Here is a 25406-nt window from a genome sequence, read left to right on the forward strand (position 1 = left end):
GAGGGCAATCGCAGAAAACGGCTCGCCAGCGCTAAAAATGAAATAAAATTAATTCCATTGGTGGCGTCTGCACCACAGTTGTTTCGTCCGGAATACATTCGGTTTGTCCGCCCAGGAGAATTTATGAAATTGACCAAAATCATCGCCACACTGCTCAGCGTCGGCGTCTTCAGCAGCATGGCGCCTGCCCAGGCCCAGGAATTGACCGGCACATTGGCCAAGATCAAGAAAGCCGGTTCCGTCACCCTCGGTGTGCGCGACGGCTCCGTACCCTTCTCCTATCTTGATGACAAGCAGCAATACCAGGGTTACTCGATCGACCTGTGCATGAAAGTAGTCACGGCCCTGCAAAAGCATCTGGGCATGAGCGAATTGAAAGTGGTGATGAGCCCTGTCACTTCGGCCAACCGCATCCCGCTAATGGCCAACGGCACCATCGACCTCGAATGTGGTTCGACCACGAACAACCTGGAACGCCAGCAGCAGGTGGCGTTCGCCCCCACCATGTTCGTCATCGGCAACCGCGTGCTGTCGAAAAAAACCTCGAACATCAAGACGCTGGACGATTTGCGCGGCAAGACTTTGGTCGCCACGGCCGGTACCTCCACCGTCAAGCAGATGACGATACTGAACAAGGAAAAAAACCTGGGCATGAATATCGCCATCGCCAAGGACCATCCTGAATCGTTCCTGATGCTGGAAACGGGCCGCGCGGTAGCCGAAGCCAACGATGACATTTTGCTGGCGTCGCAAGTGGCCAATTCGAAGAATCCGAACGACTACGAAATTACCAAGGAAGCGTTGTCCGTCGAGCCCTACGGCATCATGCTGCGCAAGAACGACCCGGTCTTCAAGAAGGTCGTCGACGATGCGCTGATCCGCCTGTACAAGAGCGAAGACATCAACCGCATCTACGCCAAGTGGTTTACCTCGGCGATCCCGCCGAAAAACATCAACTTGAAATTCCCCATGCCGCCGCAATTGAAGGCGGTCTTCATGAATCCGACCGACTCCGGTGATCCGGCGGCGTATGCGGCCGTGCCCGAAGCGCAGAAGACGTCGGATAAACGGAAAAAATAACAAGACTGCGTAAAAAACCGGGGGGCGCAAGCCTCCCGTTTCATTTGCGGGGCGGGTGGCCGGCTGGCCGCTGCCCTTGAGCTGCAAGGGAAGGATGATCATGAATTACAACTGGAATTGGCGCATCTTCTGGGAGATGTCACCCGATGGCGTCGGCACGTATATGGACACCCTGTGGTCCGGTCTGGTCTGGACCCTGGCCACGGCCGGCGCGGCCTGGATCATGGCCCTGGTTTTGGGGCTGGTGATCGGCACCGTGCGCACCTTGCCGAATAAATGGGTGGTGGGCGTGGCCAACGCGTATGTCGAATTGTTCCGCAACGTGCCGCTGCTGGTGCAGATGTTCCTCTGGTATTTCGTCATGCCGGAACTGCTGCCCACCGACATGGGCAACTGGGTCAAGTCGTTGCCGAACGCGCCGTTCGTCACGGCTGTTTTGTGCCTGGGATTTTTCACGTCTTCGCGCGTCGCCGTGCAGGTGACGACGGGGATCGAGGCGCTGCCGCGCGGGCAGAAACTGGCCGGCACGGCGCTGGGATTGACCCTGCCGCAAACCTACCGTTTCATTTTGCTGCCGATGGCGGCGCGCGTCATCATGCCGCCCCTGACCAGCGAGTTTTTGAACATCATCAAGAACAGTTCCGTGGCACTGACCATCGGCCTGGTAGAACTGACAGCCAGCGCGCGCGCCATCCAGGAGTTTTCGTTCCAGGTATTCGAGGCGTTTTCGGCCGCCACCATCATCTACATCGTCGTCAATTTGCTGGTGGTGGTGCTGATGCATCTGATCGAGAAAAAGGCCGCCATTCCCGGCTTCATCGTCGCCGGCGCCAAGACGGGAGGACACTGACATGTTTGGTAATTTCGACTTCGACGTCATCTCCCGTTCGTGGGTGTACCTGTTCCAGACCGGCATGGTATTTACGCTGAAACTGACGGCGCTGGCCATGGTTGGCGGCATCGTGCTGGGCACCTTGCTGGCGCTGATGCGCTTGTCGGGCAACCGCATCGTCTCGGGCGTGGCATCGAGCTACGTCAACCTGATACGCTCGATCCCGCTGGTGCTGGTGATCTTCTGGTTCTACTTCCTGGTGCCGTATATCGCCGCCTGGATCATCGGTGCCGATGAACCCGTGAAGGTGGGCGCGTTTTCGTCCGCACTGATCACCTTCATCATGTTCGAGGCGGCATACTATTGCGAGATCATGCGCAGCGGCATACAGTCGATTCCCCGCGGCCAGGTGTGGGCGGGCCAGGCGCTGGGCATGAATTACGCGCAGACCATGGCCAGCATCGTGCTGCCACAGGCCTTCCGTAACATGATCCCTGTGCTGCTGACGCAAACCATCGTGCTATTCCAGGACGTGTCGCTGGTGTATGTGCTGTCGATTCCCGATTTCGTCGGCGCCGCCTCGAAAATCGCCCAGCGCGATGGCCGCCTGGTGGAGATGTACGTGTTTGTCGCCGTGGTGTATTTCGTGCTGTGCTTTGCCTTGTCGTTCCTGGTAAAACGCCTGCAGAAACGCGTCGCCATCATTCGCTAACCGAGAAAGAAAGAACAAGATGATCGAACTCAATAACGTCAGCAAATGGTATGGCCAGTTCCAGGTGCTGACTGACTGTACTACCAAGGTAGCCAAGGGCGACGTGATGGTCATTTGCGGCCCGTCCGGTTCCGGCAAGTCGACGCTGATCAAGACGGTCAATGGCCTCGAACCGATCCAGCAGGGGCAAATCATTGTCGACGGCATCAGCGTCAACGACCCGAAGACGAACCTGTCGAAACTGCGCGCGCGCATCGGCATGGTGTTCCAGAATTTCGAGCTGTTCCCGCACCTGTCGATCCGCGAAAACCTGACCATCGGCCAGATCAAGGTGCTGGGGCGCAGCGCCGATGAAGCCAATGCCAAGGGCTTGAAATACCTGGACCGCGTGGGCTTGCTGTCGCAGCAGGATAAATTTCCCGGCCAGCTGTCGGGCGGCCAGCAGCAGCGCGTGGCGATCGCCAGGGCGCTGTCGATGGACCCGATCGCCATGCTGTTCGACGAACCGACTTCCGCGCTCGACCCGGAGATGATCAACGAGGTGCTCGACGTGATGGTGGGGCTGGCGCAGGAAGGCATGACGATGATGGTCGTGACCCACGAAATGGGTTTTGCCAAGCGCGTGGCCAACCGCATCGTCTTCATGGACCAGGGCAAGATCATCGAAGATTGCAGCAAGGATGATTTCTTCAACACCACCCGCTCGGACCGTGCGCGCGACTTCCTGGCTAAAATCATTCACTAAGCATTCGGCAATTCACTGAACGGGCATTGGCAATGCCCGTACTCAGACAAATGTCCGGCGCCACACTGGCGCTGGACAAGCTGCCGCGCCGCCGGTAAAGGGGCTCTGCGGCTGGTAAAATGGAGTTATCCGCAATGACCGCCTGAGAGCAGCCGCCATGTCCACACTCGATCACACCCCAACTTCCATCACCATCACCCGTCCTGACGACTGGCATTTGCACCTGCGCGATGGCGCCGTCATGGCCAGCGTGCTGCCGCACAGCGCGCGCCAGTTCGGCCGCGCCATCGTCATGCCGAATCTGAAACCGCCCGTCACCACCACGGCCGATGCTGCCGCTTACCGCGAACGCATCCTGGCCGCCGTGCCGGAAGGCGTGAACTTTGATCCGCTGATGGTGCTGTACCTGACGAACAACACCTTGCCCGATGAAATCCGCCGCGCCCAGGACAGCGGCATCGTGCAAGCCGTGAAACTGTATCCGGCCGGCGCCACCACCAATTCCGATCTGGGCGTGACGGACCTGAAAAACTGCTACAAGGTGCTCGAAGTGATGCAGGAAGTGGGCATGCCCTTCCTCGTGCACGGCGAAGTGACGGACCCGGAAATCGATATTTTCGACCGCGAAGCCGTCTTCATCGAACGCGTGATGCGCCCGCTGCGCAGCGCCTTCCCGGCCCTCGCCGTGGTGTTCGAGCACATCACCACCAAGGACGCGGCGCAATACGTGGCCGAAGCGGAAGGGCCGATCGCCGCCACTATCACGGCGCATCATCTGCTGTACAACCGCAACGAGATCTTCAAGGGCGGCATCCGTCCCCATTACTACTGCCTGCCCATCCTCAAGCGCGAGGAACACCGCCTGGCGCTGATGACGGCCGCCGTCAGCGGCGACGAGCGTTTCTTTCTCGGCACCGACTCGGCGCCGCACGCGCAAGGCGCCAAGGAAATGGCATGCGGCTGCGCCGGCTGCTACACGGCCCTGCATGCGATGGAAATGTATGCCGAAGCATTCGAGCGCGCCGGCGCGCTCGATAAACTGGAGGCGTTTGCCAGCTTCCACGGCCCGGCCTTCTACGGCGTGCCACGCAACACGGATACCATTACCTTGAAGCGCGAAAGCTGGACCATGCCAGCCTCGCTGCCGCTGGGCGACAGCCATGTCATCCCGCTCAATGCCGGCGAGCAAATCAACTGGAAAATGGTGTAATCATTCCATGCTGCCATCGATAGACTGGACCCGTCCCTGGTATGCCACGGTGCTGCCGGCCCGACGGCAGCTGGACCTGCAGCGCGACACGGTGGTCCAGGCGCTCAACGGGCAGGCGCGGGCGCTGGACTTGCGTAATCCGTCCGGTTTGCCGCTGGCCTTCGTGCCGCAAAGCGATTTGCCCGAAGGTGTGGCCTACGAAGAGTTCATCGGCGCCACGGGCGGCGTGCCCACGCGCGATAATCTGCACGATTTTTTCAATGCGCTGGTGTGGCTGACTTTCCCCCGTATCAAGCGGCAGTTGAATGCGTTGCAGGCGGCGCAGATCGCCCTGTCCGGCGTGGGTAAATCGCGCGGCCCGGCGCGCGACGGCGCCACGATTTTTGATGAAAATTCAGCCTTGCTGGTGCTGCGCGACAGCGATGCCGGGCGTGCGCTGGAAGAGGCGTTGCGCGGGCATGACTGGCGCAGCGCCTTCATCGTCCAGCGCGACAAATTTGGCGTCGGCGGAGATGCCGATGTCTGGCTGTTTGGCCACGCACTGATGGAAAAACTGGTGGCACCCTACAAAGCCATCACGGCGCACACGCGCGTGATCTTCGCCAGCGATGCCTATTTCGCGCTGGACGATGCGGCGCGGCGCGCCTGGCTCGACGAACGGGTAGCGCAAGACCTGGCAGAGCAAGGCTTGAGCACGGCCGATTTTACGCCACTGCCCGTACTGGGCTTGCCCGGCTGGTGCGAAGGCCAGGACGACGATTTTTACAATGACGCGGCGGTGTTTCGGCCGAAACGAAGAGCACCCGCAGAAAGAGACCATTAGCATGGAAAACATCATCCGCTGGGGCATCCTTGGTACCGGAAAAATCGCCCGCGCGATGGCCAATGGCTTGCGCGATGCGCCCGGTGCGCAATTGGTGGCGGTGGCCTCGCGCAGCAGCGCCGGCGCGCACGATTTCGGCGCCGAATTCGGCATCGAACGTTGCCATGGCTCGTATCAGGCGCTGGCCGACGACGCCGGCGTGGACGTCATCTACATCGCCACGCCGCACACCCTGCATGCGGAAAATGCCCTGATGTGCCTGGCCGCCGGCAAGCATGTCGTCTGCGAAAAGCCGTTCACCATGAACGCGCGCGAAGCGCAGGCCGTGGTCGATCTGGCGTACGAAAAAAAGTTGTTCCTGATGGAAGCCATGTGGAGCCGTTTCCTGCCAGCCGTGCAGGAAGCCAGGCGCATCATCGCCAGCGGCGAGATCGGCGTGCTGCAGCAGGTGCAAGCCGATATCGGCTTTGTCGCCGATTTTCCGCCCGAACACCGCATGTTCAATCCCGAACTCGGTGGCGGCGCGCTGCTCGATGTCGGTATTTATCCGCTATCGATGGCGGCCTTCTTCCTCGGCCCCGTGTCGCAGGCTCAGGCGCTGGCAGAGATGGGCGCCACCGGCGTCGATGAGCAGGTGGTGTTCTCGCTGCTGCACGCGGGCGGCGGCACTTCGTCCTGCGCCTGCAGCCTGCGCGCGCTGACACCTACCGAAATGACCATTTCGGGCAGCCTTGGCCGCATCCGCCTGCCCAACCGTTTTTATAAACCGGAGTACCTGGTGGTCGAGCCGATGGATGGCGAGCGCCGCGTGATCGCCGTGCCGCACCTGGGCAACGGCTACGCGCACGAGGCGATCGAAGCGATGCGCTGCATCCGCGCCGGTTTGCTGGAAAGCCCTGTCATGCCGCACGCGGAAAGCGTGGCGCTGATGCACAACCTTGACACCATGCGCGGGCAGATCGGTCTGGTTTACAGTGCCGATGACGGCGCCGACCACGCATAATCAGGAACCATCCATGACCACGCATTCTTCCCGTCCCAGCCTGAAAACCGTCCTGATTGCCAGCGGCGTCGTGCTGACCCTGGCGATGGGCGTGCGCCATGGCCTGGGTTTCTGGATGCAGCCGATTTCGCAAGCCAATGGCTGGACACGCGAAACGTATTCGCTGGCGCTGGCCATGCAAAACCTGATGTGGGGCGTCTTCGGTCCCTTCGCCGGCATGGCCGCCGACCGTTTCGGCACCATGCGCGTCGTCATCATTGGCGCCATCAGCTATATGGCGGGCCTGGTGTGGATGGCGCTCGTGACGCATTCGACCCTGTTCATCGCCGGCTCTGGCGTCTTCATCGGCCTGGCGATGGCCTGCACGGCCTTTGGCGCCATCAGCGGCATCATCGGCCGCAGCGCGCCGCCCGAGCAGCGCTCATGGGCCTTCGGTATTTCCTCGGCGGCCGGTTCGTTCGGCCAGTTCCTGATGATGCCGGTCGAGCAGCAGCTTATTTCCGCCGTGGGCTGGCAAAACGCCTTTTATGTGCTGGCCGCGCTGGTGTTGCTGGCGATGATACCGATGGCGTTTTATTTGCGCGAACCGCCTGTGACGCACGCCAGCGGCCCGCAGCAAAGCATCGGCGCCGCGTTCAGCGAGGCAGTCGGCAACCGCTCGTTCTGGCTGCTGCTGGCAGGGTATTTTGTCTGCGGCTTCCAGCTGATCTTCATCGGCGTGCATTTGCCGGCCTACCTGAAGGACCAAGGCCTGATGAATCCGAACATCGCCGTCACGGCGCTGGCGCTGATCGGACTGTTCAACATCATCGGCTCCTACTATGCGGGCAAGCTGGGTGGAAAAATCGCCAAACGCTATCTGCTGTCGGCCATTTACGTGGCCCGCGCGGTGGTCATTACGCTATTCCTGCTGGCGCCATTGTCGGCGTGGTCGGTGTACCTGTTCGCCGCTGGCATGGGCGTACTGTGGCTGTCGACCGTGCCGCTGACGAACGGTATCATCGCCGGCATCTTCGGCGTGAAGCACTTGTCGATGCTGGCCGGGATGGTGTTCTTCTCGCACCAGGTGGGCAGTTTTCTCGGCGCGTGGCTGGGCGGCTATCTGTACGAGCACCAGGGAACGTACCACGCCGTATGGCTGATTACCATCGTCCTGGGCCTGCTGGCCGCGCTGATCAACCTGCCCATCGACGAGCGCGCGGTCAAGCGTGCGGCGGTGGCTGCGTAATGGATTCCTGGCGCACCTGGCTATGGCGCTTGGCTTGCGCCGCGTTGCTGGCCATCGTCTTCACGGCGTATCTGCGGCCTGACTTCATGCTGGACCTGGCAAACCGTTTCTGGATGTGCATGTAGGTCAATTTGAGGATAGCTGATTTGATTTCCCCTTTTATTGCGGCCGATGTTGCCGCCAGTTTTGATGCGGGCACCTTGAATCGCGGCCGTGATTATGCGCGCCGCGGCAAGGTGCTGGCCGTCACGGTCGATGGCGATGAGATCAAAGGCAAGGTTAGCGGGAGCGGCAGTCAAAGCTACCGGCAATCGGTGCGGATCAAGCCAGGCCCGCGCGGCGTGCATTTCGACGGCGATTGCAGCTGTCCCATGGATTACAACTGCAAGCATGTGGTGGCGGTCTTGCTGCACCATTTGGAGCTGACGCCGGAACAGCCCGCTGCCGTACCTGAGGATGGGCTGTCGCCGTCGCTGTTTTTCTGGCTGCGCGGCTTGGCGCAGGCCGTTGCGCCAAAGCCTGTAGTCAAGCGTGCCGGCGCTACGGCGCAAGCCATGTATCGCCTGGTGTATGTGCTGATGCCAAACTCTTCCGGGCGGTTGGAGCTGTTGCTGTGCCGCGCACGGTTGCGCGCCGGCGGCGCCATTGCATCCGTCTCCGTGCTGGCCAATCTCTACGATATTCGTCATCACCCGCCGGCGTATGTGACGGCGGCTGATCGCTATTCTGCGCATCTGTTTTTCCTGCTGCGCGGAGGCTCCGAGTTTTCCACCGCCGTTGCCGATGTGCGCGGTGCCATCGGCGCCGAGCTGTTGCAGGACCTGATGCAAGGGCAGCGGCTGTTCCGCGCCGCCACGCGCGATGCGCTGAAGGCTGGCCAGCTGACCCCGATGCAGGCGACTGGTGCGCGCCATGCGCGCCTGGCCTGGGCCGTACAAGACGACGACAGCGTGGTGCTGCGCTGGGAGCTTGACGACGGCGCGCCGCTGGAACATGTACTGGCGACGGAGCCGGCGATGTTTGTTCAGGCCGGAGAAATCGGGCCGCTGAACCTGCCCGAAGGCTTGGCTGGCCTGGCGCCGAACGAACTGAGCGCGCTGGTGGCCAGCGCGCCGCGCGTCGCCGGAAAACAGCGTGCCGTACTGGCGCGCGAACTGATGGCGCAAGGGCTGGAACGGTTCGTTGCGCCGCCGCCAGCGCCGCGCAAGATTGTCAGGCGCGATCTCGCGGCGCGTCCTTTCCTGCTGTTGGCTGGCATCGATAGCGACACCGCCAGCGCGCCACCGCACGACTTCGCACTGCTGGCGTTTGATTATGACGGCATGCGCGCTTCGGCCGATGCGGCGCAAAAGCTGCAGCGGCATACTGCCAACGGCAACGAGACGATCAAGCGCGATATGGATGCTGAAAAGGCTGCCATGAGCAGCCTGCATGCGCGCGGTTTTGTCGCCCCTGATGCCAGCATATCGGCGCTGCAGTCGGTGGCAGGCATCCTGCAAATGCCGAGCCAGGCCGCCTGGCTCGATTTTGCCGCGCACGGCGTGCCTGCCTTGCGCCAGCAGGGCTGGCTGATCGAATATGGTCCCGGTTACCGCTACGATCTGGCATCGATTGACGATTGGTATGCCGATGTGGCGGAAGACGGCGAGGGTGGCAGCGCCTGGTTCGAACTGGAACTGGGTATCGTCATCAACGGGCAGCGCGTGCCCTTGCTGCCGGTGCTGCTGCAATGGATACGCGAGGCGCCGGATCACTTCGATCCGGCCGTGCTGGCCCTGCACGACGATGCCGAACACCTGATTGCCAGTCTGCCAGGCGGCATCAAGGTGGCCTTGCCGTGGAGCCGTATCAAACCCATCCTGCATACCCTGGGCGAGCTGTACTTCAAGGAGCGTATCGGCGAGGGGTTGCGCCTGCCTGTGCTCGATGCGGCGCGCCTGGCCGAACTGGAAGCGAGTGCGAAAATGCGCTGGACCGGAGGCGAGCGGCTGCGTCAACTGGGCGCCAGACTGCGCGGTTTCGACGGCATTGTCCAAGTGGCTGCGCCGGCCGGCCTGCAAGCAAATTTGCGCCCCTACCAGGCAGAAGGGTTGGCCTGGATGCAGTTCCTGCGCGAGTACAATTTCGCCGGCATCCTGGCCGATGACATGGGACTGGGGAAAACCATCCAGACCCTGTCTCACATCTTGCTGGAAAAAGAGGCGGGGCGTTTGACGACGCCGGCGCTGGTGGTCGCGCCGACCAGCCTGATGGGCAACTGGCAGGCCGAGGCGGCGCGCTTTGCGCCAGGCTTGCGGGTGCTGCTGCTGCACGGGCCGCAGCGGGCGCAGCATTTCGAGCAGATGGGCCAGTACGACCTGGTGCTGACCACGTATGCGCTGCTGCCGCGCGACGAAGAAATCTTGCGCGGCCAGCGCTTTCATTTGCTGATCCTGGATGAATCGCAATACATCAAAAATAACCGCTCGAAGGCTGCGCAAACGGCCTGCTTGCTGCAGGCGACGCATCGCTTGTGCCTGACCGGCACGCCGCTGCAAAATCACCTGGGTGAGTTGTGGGCACAATTCCATTTCCTGATGCCGGGTTTGCTGGGCGAGGAAAAGGCCTTCAATGCGGAGTTCCGCAAACCGATAGAAAAGCTCGGTGATGGCGAGCGCAATGCTTTCCTGATTCGCCGCACCATGCCCTTCTTGCTGCGCCGTACCAAGGACAAGGTAGCCAAGGAGTTGCCGGCCAAGACAGAGATGGTGCGCGAAGTCGAACTGGCCGGCGCGCAGCGCGATCTGTACGAGACGGTGCGCCTGGCGATGGATAAAAAGGTACGTGCAGCGATCACCGCGAAAGGCCTGGCACGCAGCCAGATCGTGATTCTTGAAGCCTTGCTCAAGTTGCGCCAGGTGTGTTGTGATCCACGCCTGGTGGCGGGCGCCGACAAGAAAGGCAGCGCGCCATCGGCCAAGCTGCTTGCGTTGATGGAGATGCTGGAAGCCTTGCGGGACGAAGACCGGAAAGTGCTGGTGTTCTCGCAATTTACCAGCATGCTGGCGCTGATCGAAGAGCAGTTGCGCGCGCGCGGCATCGTCTACGCCTTGCTGACGGGCGAGACCAAGGATCGCAGCGCTCAGGTCGCTGCCTTCCAGCAGGGCAAGGTGCCGATCTTCTTGATCAGCTTGAAGGCGGGCGGGGTTGGCCTGAATCTGACCGCTGCCGATACCGTGATCCACTACGATCCGTGGTGGAATCCAGCGGTTGAAAATCAGGCCACTGACCGCGCCTGGCGCATAGGCCAGGACAAGCCGGTGTTTGTCTATAAATTGATCGCCAAAGGCACGCTGGAAGAAAAAATCCAGGAGATGCAGCGGCGTAAAGCCGAACTGGCCAACGCGGTGCTGGACCAGGGTTCGGTGCAAGCGCTGGCGATCACGCACGACGATTTGCAGGCTATTTTCGCCCCGCTGTAAGGCGTTTACACTTTCAAGAACTCTTCTTTTCCACCCAGCCAGCGTGCCAGGTGCGCTTCCACGGTGGCTGCACTTGCCGCCGTGGTGGCATACAGCAGCTCGTGCGCCAGGTCGCGCGCCTGGTCGACCAGCCATTGGTCCGTTTCCAGGTCGGCGAAGCGCAGCATGGCCTGGCCGGACTGGCGCGCGCCGAGAAACTCGCCGGGGCCACGGATTTCCAGGTCGCGGCGGGCTATTTCAAAGCCGTCTGTCGTTTCGCGCATGGTCATCAGGCGCTGGCGCGCCACGCCGCCCAGCGGGCCCTGATACAGCAGCAGGCAGGCGCTGGCCGCCGAACCGCGCCCCACGCGTCCGCGCAACTGGTGCAGCTGCGACAGGCCAAAGCGCTCGGCATGCTCGATCACCATCAGCGAGGCGTTCGGCACATCGACGCCCACCTCGATGACGGTGGTGGCCACCAGCACGTGGATATGGCCGGCGATGAAGGCGTCCATCACTTCCTGCTTTTCCGCCGGCTTCAAACGGCCGTGCACCAGACCCACCTGCAGCGCTGGCAGGGCTTCGGCCAGCATCATGCAGGTGTCGGTCGCCGTCTGCAGCTGCAGCGCTTCCGATTCCTCGATCAGTGGGCAGACCCAGTACACCTGCCGGCCTTCCAGCGCGGCTGCATGCACGCGGGCGATGACTTCGTCGCGCCGGTTCTGGTCGATGGCGCGCGTGACGATGGGGCTGCGTCCGGGCGGCAGTTCGTCGATCACCGACACTTCCAGGTCGGCGTAATAGGTCATGGCCAGGGTGCGCGGGATCGGCGTGGCCGACATCATCAGCTGGTGCGGCACGGCCGCGCTGTCGCCCTTGTTGCGCAGGCTCAGGCGCTGGCCCACGCCGAAGCGGTGCTGCTCATCGACGATTACCAGGCCCAGCTTGGCGAACTGCACGTTATCCTGGATCAGCGCATGCGTGCCGATCACCAGCTGCGCTTCGCCCGATTCGATCAGGGCCAGCGAGGCGGTCTTTTCCTTTTTCTTCAGGCTGCCCGTCAGCCAGGCCACCTTCACGCCCAGCGGCTCCATCCAGGCGGCGATCTTGCGAAAGTGCTGCTCTGCCAGAATTTCCGTGGGCGCCATCAGCGCGGCCTGGTAGCCGCTGTCGATGGCCTGCGTGGCCGACAGGGCCGCCACCACCGTCTTGCCGCTGCCGACGTCTCCTTGCAGCAGGCGCTGCATCGGATATGGCTGACGCAGGTCAGCGCGGATTTCGTCGAGCACGCGCGCCTGCGCGCCCGTCAGCTTGAAGGGCAGGGCGGCGCCGAAGGCCTGCGACAAGGCGCCCACGACAGGCAACGATGCAGCGCCTTTCGAGCGGCGCGCACGCTGGGCACGTTTCAGCGACAGCTGCTGCGCCAGCAGCTCGTCGAACTTCATGCGCACCCAGGCCGGATGCGAGCGGTCCATCAGCGCGCTTTCATCGATGTCCTGCGGCGGATAGTGCAGCAGGTGCACGGCAGCCTGGAATGGCGACAGCTGCATCTGCAGCAGCAGATGTTCCGGCAACGTGTCGTGCCAGTCGATGCGGCGCATGGCTTCGGCGATTTCGCGCCGCAAGACGTGCTGCGACAGGCCTTCGCCGGACGGGTACACGGGCGTCAGCGCGGTGGGCAGCGGTGCGCCTTCGTTGACAACCTTATACGTCGGGTGCACCATTTCAGCGCCGAAAAAGCCGTGTTTGAGTTCGGCCCGGGCGCGCACGCGCGTGCCTTCGGCCAGTTGCTTGACCTGGCTGCCGTAGAAATTCATGAAACGCAGCAATAAATTGCCCGTTTCATCGGCGATCGTCACCAGCAATTGCTTGCGCGGCTTGAAATTGACTTCACACTTGGTGACGACGCCCTCGACTTGCCACGATTCGCCGCCGCGCAGGCAGGCGTCGCGTATGGTGTAGACGCGGGTCTCGTCTTCATAGCGCATCGGCAGGTGCAGCACCAGATCCATATCCGTGCGCAAGCCCAGTTTGGCCAAGCGGCTTTCCGTACTCACCACTTTTTTGGCGGCTTTCGGCTTCGCGGCGGGCTTGGCTGTGGGAGGAAGATCGGGCTTTGGATCGGGCATATGCAAGGTTTTGGTACCGTTAGCGCAGGTTTGGGTGCCGTTAAGTAAGTCGTAATAAATTATTATAATTTCTGACTGCCATAACCGGCGCTCTGCGGCGTTGCCCGCTGCTAGCAGTGCTCGCACTGCGTCGCAACGGACGCCTTTGCGGGAGTACTGCCCGTCAAGGGGCAGTACCGTTACGCAGGCGCGGGACTTGTCCCGCGAAACTCCTGCTGCACCATCCGGTTCTGTTCGTCATAACTTCACAATAATTTCCCACGACCTACTTAGCGTAAAATAGAGGGTTGTCCGGCACACCCTGTGCGTACCGCAGTCATATATTGTTGCGGCGGATTATTGTAATGCCTGTATAGGCGCACAGTATAGTGCCAGATGTTCAGTTGCGCACTCCTAATCATTTTTGATGTACTTTTGAAGCAAAAACGCATGTATTCGCTTTCCGATTTCGATTTTAATTTGCCGCAAGAAAACATTGCGCAAACTCCGTTGGCCGAGCGCAGCGCCTCGCGCCTGTTGCACCTGGACGGCGACACCCCGATAGACCGCAGCTTTGCCGATATCGTCGAGCTGTTGCAGGCCGGCGACTTGCTGGTGATGAACAACACGCGCGTGCTGAAGGCGCGTTTCTTCGGCGTCAAGGAAAGCGGCGGCAAGATCGAGGCGCTGGTCGAGCGCGTGCTCGACGAGCGCACCGTGCTGGCCCAGGTGCGCGCCTCGAAGTCGCCGCCGCCCGGCTGCCGCATCCGCCTGGCCGATGCCTTCGATGTGACCGTTGGGCAGCGCGCCGGCGAATTCTTTACACTGCACTTCGATGCCGACGTGTTCGAGCTGATCGAGGCGCATGGCCGCCTGCCGCTGCCGCCCTACATCGAGCACGACGCGGACGAGTTCGACGAGACGCGCTATCAAACCGTGTTCAACAAGGTACCGGGCGCCGTGGCTGCGCCGACGGCGGGCCTGCATTTCGACCAGGCCCTGCTCGACCAGCTGAAAGCGAAGGGCGTCAATTTTGCCTATGTGACGCTGCACGTGGGCGCCGGCACCTTCCAGCCCGTGCGCACCGAAGTGCTGTCCCAGCACAAGATGCATACCGAGTGGTACACCATGGCGCAGGAAACCGTGGACGCCGTGCGCGCCACGCAACTGGCTGGACGCGACGTGGTGGCCGTCGGCACGACCAGCCTGCGCGCGCTGGAATCGGCCTCGCAAAGCGGCCAGCTGGTGGCCGGCAGCGCCGATACGGCCCTGTTCATCACGCCCGGCTATGCTTTTAAAACGGTGACGCGCCTGATCACCAACTTCCATTTGCCGAAATCGACCCTGCTGATGCTGGTGTCGGCCTTTGCCGGCTATGCGCCGATCCGCAGCGCCTACGCGCACGCGATCGCACAGAACTACCGTTTCTTCAGCTATGGCGATGCGATGCTGCTGACCACGCAATCGCGCGCTCCGCTGAACCTTCATACTCCCGTGAAAGACTGACCATGCTGGAATTTACCCTTCTCAAGACCGACACGAGCGGCCTGACCAAGGCACGCCGCGGCACCTTGAAACTGAACCATGGCGTCGTGCAGACGCCGATCTTCATGCCAGTGGGCACTTACGGCACCGTCAAGGCGATGTCGCCGCTGGAGCTCAATGAGATCGATGCACAGATCATCTTGGGCAATACCTTCCACTTGTGGTTGCGTCCAGGCAATACCGTCATGGAGAAATTCGGCGGCTTGCATGGTTTCATGGGCTGGAACAAGCCGATTTTGACGGATTCGGGCGGTTTCCAGGTGTTTTCGCTGGGCGCCATGCGCAAGATCACGGAAGAGGGCGTGCATTTCAATTCGCCGATCAACGGCGACAAGCTGTTCCTGTCGCCGGAAGTGTCGATGCAGGTGCAGCGCGTCTTGAATTCCGACATCGTCATGCAGTTTGACGAATGCACGCCTTATGAGATTGAGGGCCGCCCGGCCACCCTCGAGGAAGCGGCCAAGTCGATGCGCATGTCCTTGCGCTGGGCGCAGCGCTCGAAAGACGAGTTCCAGCGCGGTGAAAACCCGAATGCGCTGTTTGGCATCGTGCAGGGCGGCATGTTCGAGATGCTGCGCGATGAATCGCTGGCCAAGCTGGAAGAGATCGATTTCCCCGGTATCGCCATCGGCGGCCTGTCAGTCGGCGAGCCGAAGGAAGACATGATGCGCATGCTGGCCCACGTGGGTCCGCGCCTGCCGGCCAACAAGCCGCATTACCTGATGGGCGTGGGTACGCCGGAAGACCTGGTGGCGGGCGTGTCGAATGGTATCGACATGTTCGATTGCGTCATGCCGACGCGTAACGCGCGCAATGGCTGGCTGTTCACCCGTTTTGGCGATATCAAGATCAAGAATGCCAAGTACAAGGAAGACCAGGCGCCGCTCGATGAAACATGCAGCTGCTACGCCTGCCGCAATTTCTCGCGCGCGTATCTGCACCATCTGCACCGCTCCAAGGAAATCCTCGGCGCGCGTCTCAATACCATCCACAACCTGCATTACTACCTGGACCTGATGCGCCAGATGCGTGAAGCGCTGGACGAAGACCGTTTCCACGCATTTACGCTGCAATTCCACGCCGAACGCGCGCGCGGAACTTAAGAATCACTTAGGGCCAAGGGTGCTGGCGCCGTGGCATGATGTTTTATGCATTGGTGCTTGGTCTGGGGCGATAAAGCATTGCATAATGCTTTTTTAGCCCCATATAAAGTTGCTATGCCTGCAATTCGGGTTATGACGTATAGCCAATGCTAGAATACAGCGCTATTTTTTCAAACTGATTAGAACTGGAGTCACCGTGTTTTTCATTTCCAACGCTTATGCGCAATCGACCGACGCCCTGGGTTTCGGCGGCAACCTGACCAGCTTCCTGCCGCTGGTATTGATGTTCGTGGTCATGTATTTCCTGATGATCCGTCCACAGCAAAAACGCGCCAAAGAACAACGGGCGATGATGGACGCGCTGGGCAAGGGTGACGAAGTCGTCACCTCTGGCGGCATGCTGGGCCGTGTTGTCAAGGTAGTGGACGCTTACGTCACCATCGAAGTGGCAACCGGCACTGAAGTCACCGTGCAAAAGAGCTCCATCACGACCTTGCTGCCTAAAGGCACCCTGAAGGCACTGTAATTCCTCGCTGTCATTATCAAGGTAATGACGACCGGGGCGGCTATCGGCCGCCCCTCGCGACGCCTCCGACGCTCAACACTGAACGCTGAATCAATATGAATCGCTATCCTGCCTGGAAATACATCATCATCGTCGTCGCCTTATTGCTGGGCGCACTCTATACGGCGCCCAATTATTTCGGTGAATCACCGGCGCTGCAAGTAACCAGTGGCAAGTCGACCGTCAAAGTGACGAGCGAGCTGATGACGCAAGTCGATCAAATATTGACGAAAGAGAACGTCAAGTCGGAAGGTGTCACCATGGACGGCGCCGGCAACCTCGTCTCCGTACGCGTGCGTTTCGCCGATCCTGATACCCAGTTCAAGGCAAAACTGGTGCTGGAAAAGGATCTGAACATGGATCCGAGCGACCCCGCATATATCGTGACGGTCAACCTGCAAGCCAATACCCCGCTGTGGATGCAAAAATTGCATGCCTTGCCCATGTACATGGGCCTGGATTTGCGCGGTGGCGTGCACTTCCTGATGCAGGTCGATGCAAAAGCCGTGCTGAACAAGAAAATCCAGGGCGTCCAGTCCGCCGCGCGTAGCGTGCTGCGCGACAAGAATATCCGCCACGCCGGCATCGAGCGCGTGGGCGACAGCGTCCAGATCAACTTCCGCGACGCGGAAACGCGCCTGAAGGCAAAAAATGTGCTGTCCGACCAGATGTCGGAACTGGCCTTTGCCGATGCGGGCGAAGGCAGCGACCTGAAACTGAACATCACCCTGAAGCCGGCGGCCCTGAAGGCCACCATCGATGAAGGCGTGAAACAAAATATCTCTACCCTGTCCAAGCGCGTCAACGAGCTGGGCGTATCCGAGCCACTGATCCAGCAGCAAGGTCCTGACCGTATCGTGGTGCAACTGCCTGGCGTGCAAGACGTCGCCCGTGCGAAAGCCATCATCGGCCGTACGGCGACGCTGGAAGTGCGCCTGGTCGATGAAGGCATCGTGCCTGGCACCGAACTGTCGAGCGCCATCCCGTTCAATTCGGAATTGTTTACCGTCGGCAAGGGCGTACCTGTCGTACTGTCGAAAGACGTGATCCTGACGGGCGACTATATTTCCAGCGCCACAGCCAGCTTCGACCAGAACCAGCAAGCGGCCGTATCGATCGACCTGAACGGCGACGGCGGGCGCAAGATGCGCGAAGCGACGCGCGAACGCGTCGGCAAGCGCATGGCCATCGTGCTGTTTGAAAAGGGCAAGCCGGAAGTGCTGTCGGTTGCAACCATCCAGCAGGAACTTGGTTCGCGCTTCCAGATCACCGGCATGGGCGGTGCGGAAAACGCCAACGAACTGGCGCTGCTGCTGCGCTCGGGCGCCTTGTCGGCACCGATGAGCGTCATCGAAGAACGCACGATCGGACCGCAACTGGGCGCGGAAAATATCGCCAAGGGTTTCCACTCGACGCTGTACGGCTTCATCGCCATCGCCATCTTCATGATCGCCTACTACATGCTGTTCGGTGCCTTCAGCGTGCTGGCCCTGGCCTCGAACCTGTTGTTGCTGATCGGCTTGCTGTCGATGATCCAGGTGACCTTGACCTTGCCCGGTATCGCCGCTATCGCGCTGGCGCTGGGTATGGCGATTGACGCCAACGTCTTGATTAATGAACGTATCCGCGAAGAGCTGCGCGCCGGCAATACGCCGCAAGCGGCGATCTCCGCCGGCTTCGACCGCGCCTGGGCCACGATTCTGGACTCGAACGTGACCACCCTGATCGTCGGTGTCGCCCTGCTGGCCTTCGGCAGCGGTCCGGTGCGCGGCTTTGCCGTGGTGCATTGCCTGGGCATCCTGACCTCGATGTTCTCCTCCGTCTTCGTCTCGCGCGGCGTGGTCAACCTCTGGTATGGCCGCAAGAAAAAGCTGACCACCTTGTCGATCGGCACGGTCTGGGTACCGGACGCCAGCAAGTAAGCGACAAGTAAGCGACGGCCCAGCCCAACCTAATAGCGTCAACAGCGAGCGTCAACAGCGATAGCGTCCGGTGGCACAGCCGCCGGACGCACAGAACAGAACTCAGAGGATTTCATGGAATTTTTCCGCATCAAAAAAGATATTCCCTTCATGCGCCATGCGTTGATTTTCAACGTCATTTCGGCGGTGACCTTCATTGCCGCCGTGTTCTTCCTGGTGCACAAGGGCTTGCACCTGTCCGTTGAATTCAAGGGCGGCACCGTGATGGAGGTGAAGTACCCGAAAGCGGCCAACCTCGAAAGCATACGCGGCACCCTGATCGGCATGGGCTATGAAGAGCCGGGCGTGACCAGCTTCGATACGGCGCGCGACGTGATGATCCGCCTGCCGGTGGAAAAGGGCGTCAGCGCCGCGAACAGCTCGCAGCGCGTGTTTGAAGCACTGTGCAAGGCCGAGCAAGGCACGACCAAGGGCATCGATACCGTCACCGACAAGGGTGAGCATGTGCTCAAGAGCGCGTGCATGGACGCCGCCGGCAACGAGGCGGTCGTCTTGCAGAAAGTCGAATTCGTCGGCCCGCAAGTGGGCGAGGAACTGGCGCAGAATGGCTTGAACGCGCTGGTGATGGTGATTCTTGGCGTGATGATCTACCTGGCCATCCGCTTCGAGTGGAAATACGCCGTCTCGGCGATTATCGCCAACTTGCATGACGTGGTGATCATCCTGGGTTTCTTCGCCTTCTTCCAGTGGGAATTCTCGCTGACGGTACTGGCGGCGATCCTGGCGGTGCTGGGCTACTCGGTCAATGAATCGGTGGTCATCTTTGACCGTATCCGCGAAAACTTCCGCAAGCAGCGCAAGGCAAGCGTACATGAAGTGATCGACAACGCGATCACCAGCACCATTTCGCGTACCATCATCACCCACGGTTCGACGCAGATGATGGTGCTGTCGATGCTGGTCTTCGGTGGCCAGACGCTGCACCACTTTGCCCTGGCATTGACCATCGGTATCTGCTTCGGTATTTACTCGTCCGTGTTCGTGGCGGCATCGATTGCCATGTGGCTGGGCGTGAAGCGCGAAGACTTGATCAAGCCGGTCAAGGAAAAAGACGAAACTGACGGCGCAGTGGTGTAAGCGCAGCTTGTTGCATGTGGAATTGAAGAACGATCACCCTCGCGGTGGTCGTTTTTTTTTGGTAATGGATGACGATGAAGCGTTTCTTATTGATGGGCGACCGAGCCTTGCGGGACTGCCCATGAGCCGCAGCGGCCGGCTGTTCTTGCTGATGGACGCCATGCGTGCGAAACGGGTGCCCGTCACGGCGGCCCAACTGGCGCAACAGCTGGGCGTGTCCGAACGTACGATTTACCGCGACATCCAGACCCTGGCCGAACTGGGCGCGCCGCTGCAGGGCGAGGCCGGCATTGGCTATGTGCTGCGCCGTGGTTCCTTCTTGCCGCCGCTGATGTTCGGCCCTGATGAACTCGAAGCGCTGGTGCTCGGTGCGCGCTGGGTGCGCCGCCAGGGCGATGCGGGCCTGGCGCAGGCGGCCGAAGCTGCCCTGGCGAAGATCGCCGCCGCCTCGCCGCGCGACCTGCGCGACAGCATGGCCGACACCAGTTTGTGGGTGCCGCTGGGCCGCCCCGCCGATGGCACGGAACCGGCCGACCGCTATGTGCAGCCGGTGCGCGAGGCCATCCGCCATGAACAGAAGCTGACACTGGGCTACCAGGACGAACACGGCAGCGTCACGCAGCGCACGGTATGGCCGTTCGCCCTGGCCTTTTTTGAAGGCAAGCGCCTGCTGGCGGCCTGGTGCGAACTGCGCAGTGATTATCGCCATTTCCGCATCGACCGCATCGCCAGCGTGCAGCAGCATGCCGAACGCTATGCCACGCGCCGCCATGCGCTGCTCGATACCTGGCGAAAAATGTACGCTATCGACCCGGAAGGGTAGGTGTCGCGGCAGGCAGGCTCCTGACAAAAACTGTCAGTGCATGGCCCTACGATGGTGGCTTCTTCACTCACCGGAGTCTTGCATCATGCGCCTGTACCACCACCCCATGTCATCGAATGCCCGCCGCGCCCTGATGACGGCGATCCACCTCGATTTGCCCCTGGAACTGGCCGAAGTCGACCTGATGAATGCGGATGACCGCCGCCGCCTGGCCGAACTGAACCCGAACGGCAAGCTGCCCGTGCTGGCCGATGGCAATTTCCTGCTGTGGGAGTCGTGCGCCATCATGCAATACCTGGCCGAGCAAGTGCCGGGCCAGACGATCTATCCTTTGGTGCCGCAGACGCGCGCCGACGTCAACCGCTGGCTGTTCTGGGCCGCGCAGCACTTTGCGCCGGCCATCGGCGTGCTGGCCTGGGAACGCGCGTGGAAGGGCATGACGGGCGGCGGCCCAGCGGATCGGCTGGAAGTGGCGCGCGGCGAGCGCGAACTGGCTGAGTGTGCCCTTGTGCTGGACGCGCATCTGGCGGGGCGCAGCTGGCTCAGTGGCGATGCCTTGACCCTGGCCGATTTTGGCGTGGCCGCGCCGCTGATGTACAGCGAGGCGGTGCAGCTGCCGCTGGGGCAGTATCAGCATATCCAGGCCTGGTTTGCACGCGTGCGGCAACTGCGTGCCTGGCAAGAAACGGAAGTGGACCTGACTGCCCGATAAATGTGTGCGCTAAGTGTGCCAGCGCACGGAGTCGTTGCTGCGCTGGGCATAAGATGGGCTTGTCTCTTTCAGGACATCCCTAGCTTTGGACTTTACCCGCTTTCGAGCGGGTTTTTTTTGTTCACAGATTAGTGCACCAGCACCTTCAGCAGTGACTGCACTTCGTCGTCCGATTCTTCCATGATGCTCGACAGGGTCGCGTCATCGCCGATGACGCAGTCGATGCTGCGCGCGGCGCGGGCGGTGCGCACGGCGATGGCGGCAGGATTTTCATTCAGGGGCGAGGCCACCGGCGCCAGGTCGTTCGCCAGCAGCAGGGTGTCGCCCAGCGATTCGGGCGGGATGGCGCGCAAGCCTTCCCACAGCGCATCGATGGCCTGCATCACCGCTTCTGGCACCTTGAGCTTGGTCAATACGCCGTGGCCGATGGCTTGTTCGCCATGTTCGATCCAGTCCTGCGGTTCGCCGTCGAGGATGCCGGGAAATTCGGCCGCGCGCGACAGCATGTAAAAGCCGCCCACTTCATGCATGATGCCGGCAAACAGGGCCGTATCAGGATCGACCTTGGTGACGCGGCGCGCGATGACCTGCGCCAGTGCCGCCACATGGGCCGTATGCTCCCACAACTGGTTGGCCTTGGCTTGCAGCACGGGGTCGGTGATCGTGCTGCCCAACTGGCGCACGATCAGCGACGCCACGACCGACTGCAAGGTGCGCACGCCGAGCCGCTGCACGGCATTGCGCACGCTGGTGATTTCGTTGCCGGAACGGTTGAAGGCAACCGAGTTGGCAATCGCCACCGTGCGCGCCGCCAGCAGCGGGTCGGCCTGCACCAGCTTGGCGGCTGCTTCGATATGGCAATCGGGATCGGCCAGCGCCTGCTGCAGCTTGAGCGAAGCGTCCACATTGGCGGGGAAAGTGAGCTCGCCGCGACCGGCAAGTGCAGCGATACTTTTAAAGGCGTCGAGTCTATTCATTGAAAAAATTATACTCGCAATATTTCCGTACGGAACTTTTTAAGCGTGATCTTTTCGCCAGCAAGCACGCAAATAAGCACGCAAATGGCGAGTAAAGCCCCACAAACGAAAAAAGGGCATGCCGCTGGATCAGCGGCATGCCCTTTTTGCAGAGATGGCTATTTAGTCAGCTTCGCTGAAAATGGCATCGCAGCCTTCGACCAGTTCGTCGCTGTCTTCCAGTTCATCGGTCAGGCCCAGGTCGAACAATTCTTCGACGGCGTTCATGAAACTGTTGTGCTTGGTAGCGCCGATCAGGCGGTAGATTTCGCCGTCTTCATTGCGTACGCCGATGATCAGCTTTTCCTGGCGCACCAGCTCAGGCGTGCTGGCGTTGAGCAACAGGTTGCCGATGATGTGCTTATCGAAATGAGCGGGCTTTTTGCCTTCGAGCAGGGAGGTTTTCAACTTGTTTCCTTTGTCTTGTTTGAATTTGAATCTGTGCTTGGTGAATTTTCAGCTGTGACCGTTAGCAATGGCGCGTTTCAGGCCCGTCAGGGTCGTTTCCAGGCGACTGAAATCGTCGTCCGTATAATTGGCAAACAGGCGCTGGCCTTGCCTGGTCAGCTTGGGGAACACGTCCTGGAACAGTTGTTCACCCTCGCAGCTCAGGCGCACGAAGTAGGAGCGCTTGTCGCGAGGACAACGTTCCCGTATTACCAGCCCCTTTTGTTCCAGGCGGTCCACCACGCCCGTCAAGGTGCCCTTGGTAATCAGGGTTTGCTGGCCCAACTCCTTGTAGGACATGCCAGAGGTGTTGCCGAGCGTGGCAATGATGTCGAATTGCGCATGCGTCAAGCCGTACTGGCGCACGAAGTCGCCTGAAAACCGCTCGAAGTCTTGCATGCATTCGGCCAGCAGCCGGATACTTTTTAAATATCGTTCACCCATGGGGTGTGATTATATCCTTCCGCCCCGCTTTTTTTCCGCTGCGCCACAGCGCGCTATTGCATGAGGGGTTCGCTGGGGCTGAAGTCCGGTATCATGTGGGCAACTCAGCCCTTGCCCCGACTCTGCCCCGCCGATGTCTTTCGCTAATCTTTCCCGTATCGGCCTCGACAAACCGCTGCGTTTGCTGTTGGTGCATGCCGGCGATGCCGAGTCGATCACCTGGGCCGGCCTGGTGCAGCCGCTGCGCCTGTGCGCACGCGCGCTGGGGCCGGATGCCTTGCAGCTCGATGTGCGCACACCCGAGCAAGTGGCCCAGCAGGGCGGCAACTGGCATATCGCGCTGCTGGTGGCCGATGAAACGGAGGCACCCCTGCGCGCAGAGCTGTGCCGTGCCGTGATCGAGCGGTGCCGTTCGGCGCCGTTCTGGGGCGGCGTGGGCGCCGCCGTGCTGTGGCTGGCCGATGCGGGCGTGATGGATGGCGTGCGCATCGCCTTGCCCTGGGCCCTGTATGCGGACGCGGAAGCAAAGGCCGAGCGCGCCATCCTGACGCCGCACCTGTTCGATATCGACGGCCCGCACATCACCTGCTGCGGCGGCGCGGCCAGCATCGACTTTTCGCTGACCCTGATCGAGACCATATTCGGCGCCGACGTGCAGGCGCTGGTCAAGGAAGCGCTGTGCGTGGACAAGGTGCGTGGCAAGGAAGAGCGCCAGCGCGTGGCCCTGCAGGCGCGTTTCGGCGTGCTGCAGCCGAAATTGTCCGAAGCGGTCACCTTGATGGAGGCCAATATCGAGGAGCCGCTGTCGACCGATGATATCGCCAGCCTGGTGGGACTGTCGCGGCGCCAGCTGGAGCGGCTGTTCAAGCAATACCTGGGTAGCCTGCCGTCGCGCTACTACCTGGAGCTGCGCTTGCAACGCTCCAGGAAAATGTTGCTTGATACGCATTATTCTATCGTGCAAGTGGGGCTGATGTGTGGTTTTTCGTCCGGTTCGCACTTTTCCACGGCTTTTGGCACCCTGTTTGGCAATACCCCCCGTGAAGAGCGGCAAAGAAAGCTCATGCCTCCGGCCTAGCCGGCGCAATGCCAGCTGTGATGAATTGTGAAAATCCTTGTCGCAGATTCAAAAGAGTTTTAGCATCCCGCTTTTTATAATGCTGTACACACGTAGCTGTCGTAGCTGCGGGAGTACCTAACATATTGATGGGGAAATGCTATGAATGCCAAGCTTGAATCGACCGTAACGGCTCGTCCAGTCACCCGGGAAACCTTTGACCAGGTCCTGGTTCCTACCTATGCTCCCGCTGCCATGGTGCCCGTGCGCGGTGCCGGCCTGGATCTGTGGGACCAATCGGGCAAGCATTACCTCGATTTCACCTCCGGCATCGCTGTCAACAGCTTGGGCCACTGCCATCCGGCCCTGGTCGACGTGCTGACCAAGCAAATCAACAGCCTGTGGCATTTGGGCAACGGCTACACCAACGAACCCGTGCTGCGCCTGGCGCTGGCACTGACGGAAGCGACTTTCGCCGACCGTGCCTTCTTCTGCAACTCCGGCGCGGAAGCCAATGAGGCGGCCCTGAAACTGGCGCGCAAATACGCGCACACCAAGTTTGGCGCGCACAAGTCGCGCATCATTTCGTGCTTCAGTTCCTTCCACGGCCGCACCCTGTTCACGGTGTCCGTCGGCGGCCAGGCCAAGTACACGGAAGGCTTCGAGCCGCTGCCGCCATCGATCGACCATATCGCCTACAACGACATCGAAGCGGCGCGCGCCGCCATCGGTGACGACGTATGCGCCGTGATCGTCGAACCGGTGCAAGGCGAAGGCGGCGTCGTGCCGGGCAATCCTGAATTCCTCAAGGAGCTGCGCGCCCTGTGCGACAAGACCGGCGCCCTGCTGATTTTCGACGAAGTCCAGTGCGGCATGGGCCGCACTGGCGCGTTGTTCGCATACATGGGCTATGGCGTCACGCCGGACATCCTGACGGCCGCCAAGGCGCTGGGCAATGGCTACCCGATCGGCGCCATGCTGACCACCGATGCACTGGGGCAAACCCTGGCCGTCGGCACCCATGGCACCACCTACGGCGGCAACCCGCTGGCCGCTACCGTGGCCTTGAAGGTGCTGGAAACGATCAACACGCCAGCTTTCCTGGCGCGCGTCAAGGAAGCCAGCATCAACACCATCGCCATGCTGCAAGGCTTGATCACGGATTACCCGCAAGTGTTCTCGGTGGTGCGCGGCAGCGGTTTGCTGCTGGGCCTGGTAGTCAGCGATGCCTGGAAGGGCCGCGCGAAAGACATCCAGAAAGCGGCCGAAGCGCAAGGCTTGATGGTGCTGATCGCCGGCATGGATGTGGTGCGCCTGGCACCGGCCCTGATCGTCTCGGACGAGCAGATTGCCGAAGCGGGCCGCTTGCTGCGTGTCGCCGTCGACGGCATGCTGAAAGCCTGAGGCTAGCCTCGCTCCCTGTTTGAGCACCGGCCCGCCGCACTGCTGCGGGC

General features: G+C 61.1%; 23 protein-coding genes. 19 read left to right on the plus strand and 4 right to left on the minus strand.

All coding sequences use genetic code 11. The features are described from left to right. Positions 1 to 123 precede the first annotated feature (123 nt). From ACQ4W6_RS09065 to ACQ4W6_RS09110, 10 genes are all read left to right on the plus strand, one after another. Positions 124 to 1080 carry an amino acid ABC transporter substrate-binding protein gene (locus tag ACQ4W6_RS09065; RefSeq protein ID WP_436566859.1) on the plus strand — a complete coding sequence of 319 codons (957 nt, stop codon included), beginning with the start codon at positions 124 to 126 and terminating at the stop codon, positions 1078 to 1080. 100 nt (positions 1081 to 1180) lie between these two features. Next, on the plus strand, positions 1181 to 1930 hold the full coding sequence (locus tag ACQ4W6_RS09070) for an amino acid ABC transporter permease (protein ID WP_436566860.1): 750 nt from the start codon (positions 1181 to 1183) through the stop codon (positions 1928 to 1930). Position 1931: 1 nt separating this feature from the next. Then, a complete protein-coding gene (locus ACQ4W6_RS09075) occupies positions 1932 to 2624 on the plus strand; it encodes an amino acid ABC transporter permease (protein ID WP_436566861.1) in 693 nt (230 codons plus the stop codon). Between the two features lie 19 nt (positions 2625 to 2643). Then, positions 2644 to 3369: an amino acid ABC transporter ATP-binding protein gene (locus ACQ4W6_RS09080; RefSeq protein ID WP_099376217.1), complete on the plus strand. Its 726-nt coding sequence runs from the start codon at positions 2644 to 2646 to the stop codon at positions 3367 to 3369. 157 nt (positions 3370 to 3526) lie between these two features. Then, positions 3527 to 4579 carry a dihydroorotase gene (gene pyrC, locus ACQ4W6_RS09085; RefSeq protein ID WP_436566862.1) on the plus strand — a complete coding sequence of 351 codons (1053 nt, stop codon included), beginning with the start codon at positions 3527 to 3529 and terminating at the stop codon, positions 4577 to 4579. Positions 4580 to 4586: 7 nt separating this feature from the next. Next, the gene (locus ACQ4W6_RS09090) at positions 4587 to 5402 is read left to right on the plus strand and encodes a DUF3025 domain-containing protein (RefSeq protein WP_436566863.1); all 816 of its coding nucleotides are present in this window, start codon (positions 4587 to 4589) and stop codon (positions 5400 to 5402) included. A 1-nt stretch (position 5403) separates the two neighbouring features. Then, on the plus strand, positions 5404 to 6405 hold the full coding sequence (locus ACQ4W6_RS09095) for a Gfo/Idh/MocA family protein (RefSeq protein ID WP_436566864.1): 1002 nt from the start codon (positions 5404 to 5406) through the stop codon (positions 6403 to 6405). 13 nt (positions 6406 to 6418) lie between these two features. After that, a complete protein-coding gene (locus ACQ4W6_RS09100; RefSeq protein ID WP_436566865.1) occupies positions 6419 to 7633 on the plus strand; it encodes an MFS transporter in 1215 nt (404 codons plus the stop codon). Continuing rightward, the gene (locus ACQ4W6_RS09105; RefSeq protein WP_436566866.1) at positions 7633 to 7758 is read left to right on the plus strand and encodes a hypothetical protein; all 126 of its coding nucleotides are present in this window, start codon (positions 7633 to 7635) and stop codon (positions 7756 to 7758) included. The genes ACQ4W6_RS09100 and ACQ4W6_RS09105 overlap by 1 nt, the downstream gene beginning before the upstream one ends. Before the next feature lie 21 nt (positions 7759 to 7779). Then, positions 7780 to 11094 carry a DEAD/DEAH box helicase gene (locus ACQ4W6_RS09110; protein WP_436566867.1) on the plus strand — a complete coding sequence of 1105 codons (3315 nt, stop codon included), beginning with the start codon at positions 7780 to 7782 and terminating at the stop codon, positions 11092 to 11094. A 5-nt stretch (positions 11095 to 11099) separates the two neighbouring features. Here the strand turns inward: ACQ4W6_RS09110 and recG are convergent, their stop codons facing one another. Continuing rightward, the gene (gene recG, locus ACQ4W6_RS09115; RefSeq protein WP_436566868.1) at positions 11100 to 13202 is read right to left on the minus strand and encodes an ATP-dependent DNA helicase RecG; all 2103 of its coding nucleotides are present in this window, start codon (positions 13200 to 13202) and stop codon (positions 11100 to 11102) included. Between the two features lie 429 nt (positions 13203 to 13631). Between recG and queA the strand changes: the two genes are divergently transcribed. From queA to ACQ4W6_RS09150, 7 genes are all read left to right on the plus strand, one after another. Further along, a complete protein-coding gene (gene queA / locus ACQ4W6_RS09120; RefSeq protein WP_436566869.1) occupies positions 13632 to 14687 on the plus strand; it encodes a tRNA preQ1(34) S-adenosylmethionine ribosyltransferase-isomerase QueA in 1056 nt (351 codons plus the stop codon). Between the two features lie 2 nt (positions 14688 to 14689). Further along, positions 14690 to 15829, plus strand: a complete 1140-nt coding sequence (gene tgt / locus ACQ4W6_RS09125) for a tRNA guanosine(34) transglycosylase Tgt (protein WP_436566870.1) — start codon at positions 14690 to 14692, stop codon at positions 15827 to 15829. Between the two features lie 196 nt (positions 15830 to 16025). Next, positions 16026 to 16355: a preprotein translocase subunit YajC gene (yajC, locus tag ACQ4W6_RS09130; RefSeq protein WP_436566871.1), complete on the plus strand. Its 330-nt coding sequence runs from the start codon at positions 16026 to 16028 to the stop codon at positions 16353 to 16355. A gap of 95 nt (positions 16356 to 16450) precedes the next feature. Next, positions 16451 to 18316 carry a protein translocase subunit SecD gene (gene secD, locus ACQ4W6_RS09135; protein WP_436566872.1) on the plus strand — a complete coding sequence of 622 codons (1866 nt, stop codon included), beginning with the start codon at positions 16451 to 16453 and terminating at the stop codon, positions 18314 to 18316. A gap of 114 nt (positions 18317 to 18430) precedes the next feature. Then, positions 18431 to 19453 (plus strand): protein translocase subunit SecF, encoded by a 1023-nt coding sequence (gene secF / locus ACQ4W6_RS09140; protein ID WP_436566873.1) that lies wholly within the window; start codon positions 18431 to 18433, stop codon positions 19451 to 19453. Positions 19454 to 19574: 121 nt separating this feature from the next. Then, positions 19575 to 20276, plus strand: coding sequence for a helix-turn-helix transcriptional regulator (locus tag ACQ4W6_RS09145; protein ID WP_436566874.1), 702 nt, complete (start codon positions 19575 to 19577; stop codon positions 20274 to 20276). Between the two features lie 85 nt (positions 20277 to 20361). Continuing rightward, complete coding sequence (locus ACQ4W6_RS09150) at positions 20362 to 20988, plus strand: glutathione S-transferase family protein (protein ID WP_436566875.1); 627 nt, start codon at positions 20362 to 20364, stop codon at positions 20986 to 20988. A gap of 128 nt (positions 20989 to 21116) precedes the next feature. On the opposite strand, the gene ACQ4W6_RS09155 is transcribed toward ACQ4W6_RS09150, so the two are convergent. The 3 genes from ACQ4W6_RS09155 to ACQ4W6_RS09165 form a co-directional block, all read right to left on the minus strand. Continuing rightward, positions 21117 to 21965 carry an HDOD domain-containing protein gene (locus ACQ4W6_RS09155; RefSeq protein WP_436566876.1) on the minus strand — a complete coding sequence of 283 codons (849 nt, stop codon included), beginning with the start codon at positions 21963 to 21965 and terminating at the stop codon, positions 21117 to 21119. Between the two features lie 162 nt (positions 21966 to 22127). After that, positions 22128 to 22412, minus strand: a complete 285-nt coding sequence (locus ACQ4W6_RS09160; RefSeq protein WP_034745526.1) for a hypothetical protein — start codon at positions 22410 to 22412, stop codon at positions 22128 to 22130. 48 nt (positions 22413 to 22460) lie between these two features. Then, positions 22461 to 22895: a MarR family winged helix-turn-helix transcriptional regulator gene (locus ACQ4W6_RS09165; protein WP_436566877.1), complete on the minus strand. Its 435-nt coding sequence runs from the start codon at positions 22893 to 22895 to the stop codon at positions 22461 to 22463. Positions 22896 to 23028: 133 nt separating this feature from the next. Here ACQ4W6_RS09165 and ACQ4W6_RS09170 point away from each other — a divergent pair, with 133 nt between their 5' ends. Together ACQ4W6_RS09170 and astC are read left to right on the plus strand one after the other, a co-directional pair. Continuing rightward, positions 23029 to 23973, plus strand: a complete 945-nt coding sequence (locus tag ACQ4W6_RS09170) for a GlxA family transcriptional regulator (RefSeq protein WP_436566878.1) — start codon at positions 23029 to 23031, stop codon at positions 23971 to 23973. 141 nt (positions 23974 to 24114) lie between these two features. Further along, positions 24115 to 25356 (plus strand): acetylornithine/succinylornithine family transaminase, encoded by a 1242-nt coding sequence (gene astC, locus ACQ4W6_RS09175; RefSeq protein ID WP_436566879.1) that lies wholly within the window; start codon positions 24115 to 24117, stop codon positions 25354 to 25356. Positions 25357 to 25406 lie beyond the last annotated feature (50 nt).

The organism is Janthinobacterium woesei (assembly GCF_051380875.1).
In the GTDB taxonomy this organism is placed as follows: domain Bacteria; phylum Pseudomonadota; class Gammaproteobacteria; order Burkholderiales; family Burkholderiaceae_D; genus Janthinobacterium.

Bases quoted from the DNA above. Each gene is read 5' to 3' on its own strand.
- ACQ4W6_RS09165 (WP_436566877.1), bottom strand. From the start codon at position 22,895: ATGGGTGAACGATATTTAAAAAGTATCCGGCTGCTGGCCGAATGCATG.
- astC (WP_436566879.1), top strand. From the start codon at position 24,115: ATGAATGCCAAGCTTGAATCGACCGTAACGGCTCGTCCAGTCACCCGG.
- ACQ4W6_RS09155 (WP_436566876.1), bottom strand. From the start codon at position 21,965: ATGAATAGACTCGACGCCTTTAAAAGTATCGCTGCACTTGCCGGTCGC.
- recG (WP_436566868.1), bottom strand. From the start codon at position 13,202: ATGCCCGATCCAAAGCCCGATCTTCCTCCCACAGCCAAGCCCGCCGCG.
- pyrC (WP_436566862.1), top strand. From the start codon at position 3,527: ATGTCCACACTCGATCACACCCCAACTTCCATCACCATCACCCGTCCT.
- queA (WP_436566869.1), top strand. From the start codon at position 13,632: ATGTATTCGCTTTCCGATTTCGATTTTAATTTGCCGCAAGAAAACATT.
- secF (WP_436566873.1), top strand. From the start codon at position 18,431: ATGGAATTTTTCCGCATCAAAAAAGATATTCCCTTCATGCGCCATGCG.
- tgt (WP_436566870.1), top strand. From the start codon at position 14,690: ATGCTGGAATTTACCCTTCTCAAGACCGACACGAGCGGCCTGACCAAG.
- ACQ4W6_RS09080 (WP_099376217.1), top strand. From the start codon at position 2,644: ATGATCGAACTCAATAACGTCAGCAAATGGTATGGCCAGTTCCAGGTG.
- ACQ4W6_RS09070 (WP_436566860.1), top strand. From the start codon at position 1,181: ATGAATTACAACTGGAATTGGCGCATCTTCTGGGAGATGTCACCCGAT.
- ACQ4W6_RS09095 (WP_436566864.1), top strand. From the start codon at position 5,404: ATGGAAAACATCATCCGCTGGGGCATCCTTGGTACCGGAAAAATCGCC.
- ACQ4W6_RS09100 (WP_436566865.1), top strand. From the start codon at position 6,419: ATGACCACGCATTCTTCCCGTCCCAGCCTGAAAACCGTCCTGATTGCC.
- secD (WP_436566872.1), top strand. From the start codon at position 16,451: ATGAATCGCTATCCTGCCTGGAAATACATCATCATCGTCGTCGCCTTA.
- ACQ4W6_RS09075 (WP_436566861.1), top strand. From the start codon at position 1,932: ATGTTTGGTAATTTCGACTTCGACGTCATCTCCCGTTCGTGGGTGTAC.
- ACQ4W6_RS09090 (WP_436566863.1), top strand. From the start codon at position 4,587: ATGCTGCCATCGATAGACTGGACCCGTCCCTGGTATGCCACGGTGCTG.
- ACQ4W6_RS09150 (WP_436566875.1), top strand. From the start codon at position 20,362: ATGCGCCTGTACCACCACCCCATGTCATCGAATGCCCGCCGCGCCCTG.
- ACQ4W6_RS09105 (WP_436566866.1), top strand. From the start codon at position 7,633: ATGGATTCCTGGCGCACCTGGCTATGGCGCTTGGCTTGCGCCGCGTTG.
- ACQ4W6_RS09170 (WP_436566878.1), top strand. From the start codon at position 23,029: ATGTCTTTCGCTAATCTTTCCCGTATCGGCCTCGACAAACCGCTGCGT.
- ACQ4W6_RS09065 (WP_436566859.1), top strand. From the start codon at position 124: ATGAAATTGACCAAAATCATCGCCACACTGCTCAGCGTCGGCGTCTTC.
- ACQ4W6_RS09145 (WP_436566874.1), top strand. From the start codon at position 19,575: ATGAGCCGCAGCGGCCGGCTGTTCTTGCTGATGGACGCCATGCGTGCG.